The sequence below is a fragment of the Rhodospirillales bacterium genome (assembly GCA_016872535.1).
Classification (GTDB): Bacteria; Pseudomonadota; Alphaproteobacteria; order Rhodospirillales; family 2-12-FULL-67-15; genus 2-12-FULL-67-15.
On record VGZQ01000034.1, the window covers coordinates 21974 to 32559 of the forward strand.

Sequence of the window (10586 nt, forward strand, 5' to 3'; positions counted from 1 at the left end):
ATCTCCCGTTCCTTATCGGGACCGATTATACCCCCGGTTGATACGGGTGCAAAAGGGATAATCCCGTAGTATTAATAGCGTAAATCAGAGAATTATTCGCAAATTCAGATAGGTCATGCCTAACCATCTCCGGAATAGTCTCCCTTGCACATTCTTTTAGATCATTAAGAATGACCTCTTCTGAGGTGGCCGAAGTAAAATTAATAGAGTTAAGAACTTTTCTTATGATGCTCGGATCAAGAAAGTAGTTCTCGATGTGATAAGCATCCCAAGTGAATACGTTCACAGAAGCGGAGGACGAAGCGGAAGGGTCGCTATCTTTATCCGTTACAGCATAGAATTGGAATGGAAGCGCCCCATCTCTGGAAGCGCGATCAAGCGTTTCATGAAGCGCTCGCACACGCATCTTGTTGCTACCCGAGATTAGGTTCGCTTTTCCCTGTAATTGGGGGAATAAAGTAGCGACAACTTTTTGGTCAAAGTCAGTGTCTCCACCGCCTTCAAATATTATAACTTTGCCCCCGGGATGATATGCAGCGAGGTCGCCAACTAAGTCGATAAGGGCGCGATCAAGATCTGCTGCAATGGATAAAGGCTTAAGTTGGCTCTCGCCAGCAGGCGTATTGCCACATGAAAGCATATGATAAACGTTGTAATTCTTATTTCCGACAACTTCACGGAGAAGCGCATCTGAGTGCGTGACTAACCATAGTTGGTTATCAAGCGCCTCACCAAGATTCTTGTGATAAAATTGCGGCAACCCTCGTATCAAGCGAGGATTCAGATGCAGCTCTGGCTCATCCATCAAAATAATAGAACGCTTTGGCGCATTGTTTCTAACACGAAGATATCCATAAAGAATCTCTTTTTCTCCAGCGCTCAACTCATCAAGGTCATGATAGCTTCCCGAAGATGTTTTAACCTGAAAAGTAAGAGCGCCATCGGCTGTAGCTTGGGGCCCTAAGAATTCTTTGTCAGGGAAAAAAGTAGAGAACAGCTCCTTTAGAGTATTAGTTAGATTCTTTTGCTGATCGGAAGAAACGCCAGCTTTCTCAGCAAGAATTATTTTTACATAGCTCGCAGCCATCTCTGATTTGACGTTATTGTATTTATTGGCAAGATTATAAAGCGCACTTTGGCTATTCCTTTGTTCGGTAGCGCTTAGATTCAGATTAATATTTTGAATGTTTTCTCTATTATAATGCCTCTGTGCTCCATGAAATTCAAAAACTCCAATATCTTTGGGTCTGTAAATCATAAAAATTGCTGAGAGTGCCATTGCTTCTGCGACATGCAATCCAGTGCCTGGTGGAATAAAAAATTCTCCATGAAGAGTGTCTGCCTCAAGTTCCTGCATGAATCGAGGGAAGAATTGAGAAACTTTGGCCAGCACCTCTTGTTCGCGCTGCCTGTATTGAGGAGAGAGGGAATTCATTTGCGTACCCCCCCATTGATACGCATCAGGAACGGTACTCTTCCAGACAGCTTCCCTTAGTACTTCATTAGCATTGGAGCGTAGGTACCTGCGTTCGTCGTCTGATAAGGAAAAATCACACGCGACTCTTAATTCCTTAGTTGGATCATTAAACAAAGTTCTAAGGTCACGAGAAGGAGTGGAGTTATCAATCTGAAACTCTCCGAGCCACTGCTGCCATTCATTATGTTGATAGCCGCCATAGACAGATTTCAGAAGGCGAAGAGCATCAAAAATGCATGATTTACCGGAGCCATTCTGCCCAGCAATGATGACCATGGATCCGATGTTTTTTAAGTCAACATCTCTAATCCCTCGAAAATTTTGAATTCTGAGATTCTTGATTTTCATCGGACGTCTGGCGAGCCACTTTCATGGCGGCAAGTTGTTGAAGTTTGTAAAACTTTATCAAAGGTATAAGAATTTGTAGAAAGTCTTTAAGTCTCTTCCCTCAAGAAGAAAGAGGCCTCGCCCCCTTGGAGGGGGGAAATAAAGTTTAGCGGATTTGAGCCGGATGATCTTAGGTCTAGCGCGGCTCCAAACGCCAGCCTGCATCAAGATGCAGCTGTGGGGATTGGGTGGGGATTTTGAATGGGAGATAAGGGGGCGCTCTAACCCCTTGAAAAATGGTGCCGCCGGAGTGAATTGAACACTCGACCCCACCCTTACCAAGGGTGTGCTCTACCACTGAGCTACGGCGGCGGTTCCAGGAGGTCAAAACCTTGGAAAAGCGGCCCGAACATGCCACGGGGGGCGGGGCCGGGGCAAGGCAACTCTTGACCGCGACCCGGTCCGTTTCCACCATGTCTCCGGGAACCAAAATGACGAAAAAAAGCGGCGATTCGGAACGTAAGCCATGCGCGACGCGCCCCGGCGGCGAAGGCCGCCAAGATAAACAGGTCCGGCTGGCCCGGGCGCTGCGCGCCAACTTGGCGCGGCGTAAGGCGCAGGCCCGCGCCCGCGCCGAGCGGGCCGAGAGCGACAAGGACGACAAGCGGAACGGCTGATTTCGCTTGTCCGGGATGTTTTTCTTGGACGCCGCCCGCCACGCCGACTACAAAGCCCTCCGGCACCTACTCGATCATGGACAAGATTCGCATCTCCGGCCGCCAGGGACCGCTCAAGGGCGCGATCGCCATCGGCGGGGCCAAAAACGCGGCGCTACCGTTGATGGCGGCGACGCTGCTGACCGACGCGCCGCTCACGCTCGGCAACCTGCCGCAGCTCGCCGACATCGCCACCATGGCGCATCTGCTGCGCGCGCTCGGGGTCGAAACGACCCCCGGCGCGGGCGCGAACGGCGGCGCGGACAAGTGCACCATGGTGCTCGCCGCGCGGAATATTGCCGACTCGACTGCGCCCTACGATCTGGTGCGCAAGATGCGCGCCTCGGTGGTGGTGCTCGGTCCGTTGCTGGCGCGCACGGGTTCCGCGCGGGTGTCGCTGCCGGGCGGCTGCGCCATCGGCACCCGGCCGGTCGATATTCACCTTCAGGCGCTGGCCGCGCTCGGCGCCGAGATCGAATTGACCGGCGGCTACATCGAGGCGCGCGCGCCCAAGGGGCTCGCCGGCGCGCGCGTCGTCTTTCCCAAAGTCACCGTCGGCGGCACCGAAAACCTGCTGATGGCGGCAACCCTGGCGCGCGGCACCACCGTGCTCGCCAACGCCGCGCGCGAGCCGGAAGTGACCGACCTCGCCCGCTGCCTGATCGCCATGGGGGCGAAGATCGACGGTCTCGGCACCGACACCCTCACCATCGAGGGTGTCGCGCGCCTCGGGCCCGCGACCCATACCATCCTGCCCGACCGGATCGAAAGCGGTACCTATGCCGTCGCCGCCGCGGTCACCGGCGGCGAAGTGACGCTCGAAGGCGCGCGGCTCGATCTGATGGAATCGGTGGCGACCGCGCTGCGGGCCGCCGGCACGGGCGTGGAGGCGATCGCGGGCGGCGTGCGCGTCAGCGGCAACGGTCGCGCGCGCGGCGTCGACGTGATGACCGATCCCTATCCCGGCTTTCCCACCGACATGCAGGCGCAGTTCATGGCCCTGATGGCGACCGCGCGCGGCGCATCCATGATCACCGAGACCATCTTCGAAAACCGCTTCATGCACGTGCCGGAACTGTGCCGCATGGGCGCGGACATCAACGTGCACGGGGCTTCGGCCATCGTGCGCGGCGTCGAACGGCTCTCGGGCGCCGAGGTAATGGCGACCGATCTCCGCGCCTCGGTTTCGCTCGTTCTGGCGGCGCTCGCCGCCGAGGGCGACACCGTGGTCAACCGCGTTTACCATATCGACCGCGGCTATGAGCGGATCGAGGACAAGCTCGCGCGCCTCGGCGCGGCGATCGAGCGGGTGCGCGGCTAACCCCTCGCCCTGGCCCCGGAAAGCCGCTATATAGCGCCATCCGTCAATCGATTGAGAAGCCTTGGCGATTCAGGGCCTCGGCCCGGAGCGACCCCATGCCGACCGTACCGGCGAACGAAAAACTTGTGCTCGCGTTGCCCAAGGGGCGAATTCTCGCCGAGGCGATGCCGCTCGTGCGCAAGGCGGGGATCGAGCCCGAGCCCGCCTTCGCCGACGAGGACGCGCGCCAACTGCGCTTCGCCACCAACCGGCCGGAGCTGGACATCGTGCGCGTGCGCTCGTTCGACGTCGCCACCTTCGTCGCCTTCGGCGGCGCGCAACTCGGGGTTATCGGCGGCGACGTGCTGGCCGAATTCGACTACCCGGAAATCTACGCCCCGCTCGACCTGGGCATCGGCAAGTGCCGCCTGGTGGTGGCCGAACCCGCCGACATGGCGGGCACCGACGACCCTTCGACCTGGAGTTCGGTTTCGGTCGCGACCAAGTATCCTTCGCTCACCCAGCGTCACTTCGCCAGGCGCGGCGTGCAGGCGGAATGCATCCGGCTCAGCGGCGCAATGGAGCTTGCCCCCTCGCTCGGGCTCAGCCGGCGCATCGTCGATCTGGTCGCCACCGGCGAAACCCTCAAGGCCAACGGCCTGGTCGAGGTCGAACGGATCATGGACGTCACCTCCAAGCTCGCCGTCAACCGCACCGCGTGGAAGACCCGCCCCGAGGAAATCGGCGGTTGGATCGACCGTTTCCGGAAGGCGCTCAATGGAACGGCTTGACGCGCGCGCGCCCGATTTCGCCCGACGCTTCGCCCGGCTGCTCGCGGCCAAGCGCGAAACGGCGGCCGACGTGGACGCGGCCGTCGCCGCCATCGTCGCCGAGGTGCGCGATCGGGGCGACGCCGCGCTGATCGAATTCACCCGCCGCTTCGACGGGCACGAACCGACGCCGAAGACGTTGCGTATCACGGCGGACGAAATCGCCCGCGCGCGCGGCGCGTGCGCGTCGGACACGGTGGAGGCGCTGCGCCTTGCCGCGCGCCGCATCGAGGATTTCCACCGCCGCCAGATGCCCGCCGACCTCGAGGTCAAGGACCCGGCCGGGCTGACGCTGGGCGCGCGCTGGACACCGGTCGCGGCGGTCGGCATCTACGTGCCGGGCGGGACCGCGGCCTATCCGTCGTCGGTACTGATGAACGCGATTCCGGCCAAGGTCGCGGGCGTGGCGCGCGTGGTGATGGTGGTACCCGCGCCCAAGGGCGAACTCAACCCGCTGGTGCTGGCGGCGGCCGAAATCGCCGGTGTCGATGAAATCTATCGCGTCGGCGGCGCACAGGCCGTCGCCGCGCTCGCGTATGGCACTCCCACCATCGCCCCGGTCGACAAGATCGTCGGGCCCGGCAACGCCTACGTCGCCGCCGCCAAGCGCCAGGTCTTCGGCCAGGTCGGCATCGACATGATCGCGGGGCCGTCCGAGATCCTGGTGGTGGCGGATGCCGCCAATGATCCCGCCTGGATCGCGGCCGATCTGCTGGCCCAGGCCGAACATGACACCGCCGCCCAGGCGATCCTGATCGCCGAAGACGCCGCCTTCGCCGACGCGGTCGCGCGCGCGGTCGAGGGCCATCTCAAGACCCTGCCGCGCGCCGACGTGGCGCGCGCAAGCTGGGATACTTTCGGCGCCATCATCCTGGTGGAACGGCTGGCCGACGCCGTGCCGCTGATCGACCGGCTCGCGCCCGAGCACTTGGCGATCGCGACCGAGAATCCGGAGGCGCTGGCGGCCAAGGTGCGCAACGCCGGCGCCATCTTCCTCGGCCGCTTCACGCCGGAGGCGCTCGGCGACTACATCGCCGGGCCCAACCACGTGCTGCCGACGGCGCGCAGCGCGCGCTTTTCTTCCGGTCTCGGCGTGCTCGATTTCCTGAAGCGCACCTCGTTGATCGCGTGCGGCGCGGACGGGCTCGCCGCGCTCGGGCCCGCGGCCATTGCGCTCGCCCGCGCGGAAGGTTTGGACGCGCACGCGCTCTCGCTCGCGGTGCGGCTCAACCGCCGCCCGGAGCGCTGACGGCGGGCCGGCCGTGTCGGACACGCAGCGCATCGTCAAGATCGAGCTCGACGAGCGGGGCCTGGTCCGGCGCAGCCCGCAGATCGAGCACGAGCGGAAAGTGGCGATCTACGACTTGATCGAGGAAAACAGCTTCGCCATCGCCGGATTCGAGGGGCCGTATCAGCTGCGCCTCGGGGTCGAAGAAAACCGGCTCGCCTTCGACGTGCGCGACGTGCAAGGCGCGGAATTGCTCCGCTTCGCGATGCCGCTTGCGCCGTTCAAGATGATCGTCAAGGATTATTTCACGCTCTGCGAAAGCTATTTCGCCGCGATCAAGACCGCGACGCCCTCCAGGATCGAGGCGATCGACATGGGCCGTCGCGGCCTGCACAACGAGGGCGCCGAGCTGCTGCGCGAGCGTCTCGCCGACAAGGTTGCGGTCGATAGCGGCACCGCGCGCCGCCTGTTCACGCTGCTGTGCGTGCTGCACATCAAGGCGTAGCGATGCGCGAACTTCCCTCGGCGGTGTTGTTCGCGTGCACGATGAACTCGATCCGTTCGCCGATGGCCGAAGCCATCCTCAAGCACCTGCACGGCAAGCGCATCTTCGTCGATTCGGTCGGCGCGCGCCGGGGCGAGATCGACGGTTTTGCGGTCGCGGTGATGGAGGAGATCGGCATCGACCTCGCTCGGCATCGGTCGAAATCCTTCGCCCAGCTCGAGGATTCGTCCTTCGACCTGATCATCTCGCTCTCGCCCGAGGCCCAGCACAAGGCGATGGAAATGACCCGTACCATGGCGTGCGAGGTCGAATTCTGGAACACCTTCGATCCGTCCATGGTCGAAGGTAGCCGCGAGGCGCGGCTCGACGCCTACCGCCGGGTGCGCGACGAGTTGTACCGGCGCATCAAGGACCGTTTTCCCACCGAGGGCGTTGCCGGGACGTGAATCCGGGAGCGGAAAAGCTTGACGGAAGCCGGACCGGCGGCGATTGTCCGAATTCCCCGAGGACGGGAACCACACGGCGAACCCGAGGCCGGTAATTAGAGGACTGGATGGCGAAAGAAGACGTACTCGAATTTCAGGGCACGGTGACCGAGCTGCTGCCCAACGCGATGTTCCGCGTCAAGCTGGACAACAATCACGTCATTCTCGCCCACACGGCCGGTCGGATGCGCAAGCACCGCATCCGCGTTCTCGCCGGCGACCGGGTCAACGTCGAGATGACCCCGTATGATTTGACCAAGGGCCGCATCACTTTCCGCTTCAAGTGACGCCCCGGGGTGGGACGAACGGCCATGACCCCGCACGCCCACCCTGCGCGCCTGATCCTCGCCTCCCGAAGTCCGCGCCGGCTCGCTCTGCTGGCCCAAGTCGGCTTCGCGCCCGACGCCCAAATTCCCGCCGATGTGGAGGAAACGCCGCGCCGGGGCGAATTGCCGCGGGCGCTCGCCCTGCGTCTCGCCGAAGAGAAAGCGCGCAAGATCGGCGCCCAGTCCGGCGCCCAGTCCGACGGCCCGGCCGTTGTGCTGGCGGCCGACACGGTGGTCGCCCTTGGGCGGCGCGTGATTCCGGTGCCGGCAAACGAGGCGGAAGCGCGCGCGGGCCTCAGGTTGCTTTCCGGGCGGCGCCATCGGGTGTACGGCGGGGTTGCCGTGCTGGGTGCGGACGGCCGCATGCGCGCGCGCGTGGTCGAAACCCATATCGCCTTCAAACGGCTGGAGGCGCGTGAAATCGAGGATTACTTGCGCATCGAGGAATGGCGGGGCGTCGCCGGGGGGTATGCCATTCAGGGCCGCGCGGCGGCGTTCGCGCGCTGGATCAGGGGTTCATATTCCAACGTGGTCGGCCTGCCGCTGTTCGAAACCGTGGCGCTGCTGCGCGCGGCGGGCATCGCGCCGAAGGAGTCCCCATGAACGGCGGTAAGCCTCCCGATCTGCTGATCGCGGTCGGCGCGGAGGAAACCCGCGTCGTCGTCGTCCGCGACGGCGAGCCGGTCGAGGCCCACGCCGAGCGCGAAGACGACCCGAGCGAGGTCGGCAACGTTCATCTCGGGCGGGTGACAAAGGTGGTGCCGGCACTGGACGCGGCATTCGTCGATCTCGGCGGGGCCAAGCCCGGCTTTCTTCCCCTCGATGGCCAGCGTTTGAACGAAGGCGAGACAATCGTGGTCGAAATCGTCCGCGATGCCGAAGGCGGCAAGGGGCCGAAGCTGGCTCGCGCGCCGGGCGATTGGGAAATCACCGGCATGCATCCGCCGAGGCGTCTCCACCACGAACCGGCGCTGGCCGCGCGCACCTTGCGCGATTGGCAAGGCCCGGTCGGGCGGATCGTGGTCGACGACATGGGCGCATTCGGAAAACTCAGGGAATTCTGCCGCGAAAACCGCCCCGATCTTTTGCCTCATCTCCTGCATACGCGCGAGAGTTCCGCCCTCGAGACCGACGGCGTCGCCGACCGGCTGGCGGAACTGCTGGAGGATTGGGTGCGGCTGCCCTCGGGCGGGCGGGTCAACGTCGCTCGCACCGCGGCGTTGACCGCGATCGACGTGGACACCGGCGAGGACGTCACCGGCCGTTCGTTCGAGGACACCGCGCTCCGGGTCAATATCGAAGCCGCCGCCGAAGTCGCCCGTCAGTTGCGCTTGCGCGACCTGACCGGCCTTATCGTCGTCGGCTTCGTGCCTATGCGCGCCCGCGCCCACCGCGCCCGCGTGCTCGCCGCCCTCAAACAAGCGTGCGGGGCGGATTCGGCCGAAGTCGCGGTTGGCGGGTTCACTCGATTCGGCCTAGCCGAACTGATCCGAAGCCGACGGTTGCGCCGCTCATGACCGAGCCCGGCAAAGTCGTTCCGCTACGCCCCGAGCGGCCGTGCCCCATGTGCGGCAAACCGGCCGATCCGGGTCACCGCCCGTTCTGCTCGAAGCGTTGCGCCGACCTCGACCTCGGCCATTGGTTGGGCGAGCGCTACCGGATTCCGGAAGGCGAAAAATCCGGCACTCCGGCGGCCGAGCCCAATGACAAGGACGGCGATTAGCTTTTATAATCAAACGATTGCGGGATCATAGGGTGCCCCGCCCGCCTTTACAGGGCAACGCATTTCTTCTATAAGCGCCGAACCTTCGCCCGAGAATTCCTTCGGGCCCAAGCCCAGGTAGCTCAGTTGGTAGAGCATGCGACTGAAAATCGCAGTGTCGGCGGTTCAATTCCGTCCCTGGGCACCATTTTTCCGGACGCTCCAGCGCGGAAAGTGGGAGCGGACCAACCGATATTACTCGACCACATCAATCATATCCGGCGGCAAGCCTGCGCGGTGGCGGTCGAACATTTTCCGGTAGGCTTTTTCAATATGTTCAGCAAAAAGTTTTCCGTCAAAGAGAGGGGCGCCCAATCTCTTCCGATCCAACTTATTTTTGATTGTGGCTAGCTTTTCCGGGTTTACGGCCAATTCTATGGCCATTCGTTCATAATTATCCAATGAGTCGGCAATAAGTTCCGGCAGATCGAGCGCATGGAGCAGGCTGGCGGCCACACGGCCGGCAAACGATTTTCCCAGGCAAGTCAATAGAGGGAGCCCCATCCGCAAGGCGTCGCTCGCGGTCGCGTGGGCATTGTAAGGAAGCGTGTCCAGGAAAAGGTCGGCTTGTTTCAGGCGCGCCAAATGTTCGTCCGGGGGCATGTATTTGGCAAAAATCAGTCGGTCGCCGTCAATCTTTCTGCGTTCGGCTTCTTTCCTAAGATTTTTCGAAGCCGAAGGGTTGTCTTCGTATAACCAAAGTACGCTTCCATCGATGGCCCCAAGTATTCTCATCCAAATATCGAATATCGTCGGAAGAATTTTGTAATTGTTGTTAAAGCAGCAAAATGTGAAACCGTTGCCGGGAAGTCCCAGCTCTTTTTTGCTAAAGACTTTTTCGGAAATTTTTCTCTTTGAATCATTGACCAGATAGCTGTGCGGCATTCGTACGAATTTTTCTGTGAAATCGGACTGACTTTCAACGGGTGTTACGATTTTGTCGGTAATTACATAATCAATATACTCGGCTCCCATTGTCCCGGCATGTCCAAGAAAATTGACTTGAATGGGGGCGCATCTGCGCGCGAAGATTCGGGTTCTGGAATTTTGAGTGAAGCCGGTTAGATCCACGGCGATATCAATGCCGAGATTTCTTGATAGCTTTACGATGTCCGAATCGCCCATATAGCTTACGTCATGAAACTCATGGAGCGCCGATGAGATTCTCCGTCTCATTTCGTCCGCCGTATTTGGTCCGAAGGAAAATCCGTGTATCTCAAATCTGTGCCTGTCGTGTTCTTCAAACAGTTGGGCCGTCAAATAGCTTATCGGATGGTTATGAAAATCCGCCGAGTAGTATCCGATTCTGATTTTTTCTCCGGCATCTCCAATTTTATAAGGTTCGCGATCCGAATCCATTGGATGCTTCGTTCGGATGTAAATTTGGGAACAGAGCTTATGCACCGACGGATCGTCTATTAGGCTTAATAAAGGGAAAGGCCTTATGACCGGGTTAAGCCCTGCGATTTTGTTGACGCACATGTTGATGCTCTCCTCCACGAGATCCCAGCTGCATACTTTCATTCTGGCGTGAAGATAGTCGCCAAATAAAAAATCCATATCGGGGTTGAGTTGGATAGCTTTTTCGTAGTGAGTGATGGCTTCGTCATAGCGTTTGAGATCGACGAAC

General features: G+C 60.6%; 12 protein-coding genes and 2 tRNA genes. 11 read left to right on the plus strand and 3 right to left on the minus strand.

Annotated features, from left to right (window positions below):
* Window positions 1-25 precede the first annotated feature (25 nt).
* Together FJ311_08465 and FJ311_08470 are read right to left on the minus strand one after the other, a co-directional pair.
* A complete protein-coding gene (locus FJ311_08465) occupies window positions 26-1825 on the minus strand; it encodes a DUF4435 domain-containing protein (GenBank protein MBM3951472.1) in 1800 nt (599 codons plus the stop codon).
* Between the two features lie 276 nt (window positions 1826-2101).
* A tRNA-Thr gene (locus tag FJ311_08470) sits at window positions 2102-2176 on the minus strand.
* A gap of 119 nt (window positions 2177-2295) precedes the next feature.
* Here FJ311_08470 and FJ311_08475 point away from each other — a divergent pair.
* The 11 genes from FJ311_08475 to FJ311_08525 all read left to right on the plus strand — a co-directional run bounded on the left by FJ311_08475 (window position 2296) and on the right by FJ311_08525 (window position 9104).
* A complete protein-coding gene (locus FJ311_08475) occupies window positions 2296-2481 on the plus strand; it encodes a hypothetical protein (protein MBM3951473.1) in 186 nt (61 codons plus the stop codon).
* Between the two features lie 76 nt (window positions 2482-2557).
* Entirely contained in the window at window positions 2558-3841 is a 1284-nt protein-coding gene (murA, locus tag FJ311_08480; protein MBM3951474.1) for a UDP-N-acetylglucosamine 1-carboxyvinyltransferase, read from the plus strand.
* 95 nt (window positions 3842-3936) lie between these two features.
* Window positions 3937-4611: an ATP phosphoribosyltransferase gene (locus FJ311_08485; protein MBM3951475.1), complete on the plus strand. Its 675-nt coding sequence runs from the start codon at window positions 3937-3939 to the stop codon at window positions 4609-4611.
* Entirely contained in the window at window positions 4598-5899 is a 1302-nt protein-coding gene (gene hisD / locus FJ311_08490; GenBank protein MBM3951476.1) for a histidinol dehydrogenase, read from the plus strand. Before FJ311_08485 ends, hisD begins: the two co-directional genes overlap by 14 nt.
* Window positions 5900-5912: 13 nt before the next feature.
* On the plus strand, window positions 5913-6383 hold the full coding sequence (locus FJ311_08495) for a UPF0262 family protein (GenBank protein MBM3951477.1): 471 nt from the start codon (window positions 5913-5915) through the stop codon (window positions 6381-6383).
* A 2-nt stretch (window positions 6384-6385) separates the two neighbouring features.
* Window positions 6386-6829: an arsenate reductase ArsC gene (locus tag FJ311_08500; GenBank protein MBM3951478.1), complete on the plus strand. Its 444-nt coding sequence runs from the start codon at window positions 6386-6388 to the stop codon at window positions 6827-6829.
* A gap of 107 nt (window positions 6830-6936) precedes the next feature.
* Window positions 6937-7155: a translation initiation factor IF-1 gene (infA, locus tag FJ311_08505; GenBank protein MBM3951479.1), complete on the plus strand. Its 219-nt coding sequence runs from the start codon at window positions 6937-6939 to the stop codon at window positions 7153-7155.
* Between the two features lie 24 nt (window positions 7156-7179).
* Entirely contained in the window at window positions 7180-7797 is a 618-nt protein-coding gene (maf, locus tag FJ311_08510) for a septum formation protein Maf (GenBank protein ID MBM3951480.1), read from the plus strand.
* A complete protein-coding gene (locus FJ311_08515; GenBank protein ID MBM3951481.1) occupies window positions 7794-8711 on the plus strand; it encodes a hypothetical protein in 918 nt (305 codons plus the stop codon). Before maf ends, FJ311_08515 begins: the two co-directional genes overlap by 4 nt.
* Window positions 8708-8917 carry a DNA gyrase inhibitor YacG gene (gene yacG / locus FJ311_08520; GenBank protein MBM3951482.1) on the plus strand — a complete coding sequence of 70 codons (210 nt, stop codon included), beginning with the start codon at window positions 8708-8710 and terminating at the stop codon, window positions 8915-8917. The genes FJ311_08515 and yacG overlap by 4 nt, the downstream gene beginning before the upstream one ends.
* 111 nt (window positions 8918-9028) lie before the next feature.
* Window positions 9029-9104, plus strand: a tRNA-Phe gene (locus FJ311_08525).
* Window positions 9105-9151: 47 nt separating this feature from the next.
* Here FJ311_08525 and FJ311_08530 read toward each other — a convergent pair.
* Window positions 9152-10586: hypothetical protein (locus FJ311_08530; protein MBM3951483.1), on the minus strand; the 1435-nt coding region annotated here is incomplete at its 5' end.

Coding starts and splice junctions, on each gene's coding strand:
- FJ311_08465 (MBM3951472.1), bottom strand. CDS start 1,825: ATGAAAATCAAGAATCTCAGAATTCAAAATTTTCGAGGGATTAGAGAT.
- FJ311_08475 (MBM3951473.1), top strand. CDS start 2,296: ATGACGAAAAAAAGCGGCGATTCGGAACGTAAGCCATGCGCGACGCGC.
- murA (MBM3951474.1), top strand. CDS start 2,558: ATGGACAAGATTCGCATCTCCGGCCGCCAGGGACCGCTCAAGGGCGCG.
- FJ311_08485 (MBM3951475.1), top strand. CDS start 3,937: ATGCCGACCGTACCGGCGAACGAAAAACTTGTGCTCGCGTTGCCCAAG.
- hisD (MBM3951476.1), top strand. CDS start 4,598: ATGGAACGGCTTGACGCGCGCGCGCCCGATTTCGCCCGACGCTTCGCC.
- FJ311_08500 (MBM3951478.1), top strand. CDS start 6,386: ATGCGCGAACTTCCCTCGGCGGTGTTGTTCGCGTGCACGATGAACTCG.
- infA (MBM3951479.1), top strand. CDS start 6,937: ATGGCGAAAGAAGACGTACTCGAATTTCAGGGCACGGTGACCGAGCTG.
- maf (MBM3951480.1), top strand. CDS start 7,180: ATGACCCCGCACGCCCACCCTGCGCGCCTGATCCTCGCCTCCCGAAGT.
- FJ311_08515 (MBM3951481.1), top strand. CDS start 7,794: ATGAACGGCGGTAAGCCTCCCGATCTGCTGATCGCGGTCGGCGCGGAG.
- yacG (MBM3951482.1), top strand. CDS start 8,708: ATGACCGAGCCCGGCAAAGTCGTTCCGCTACGCCCCGAGCGGCCGTGC.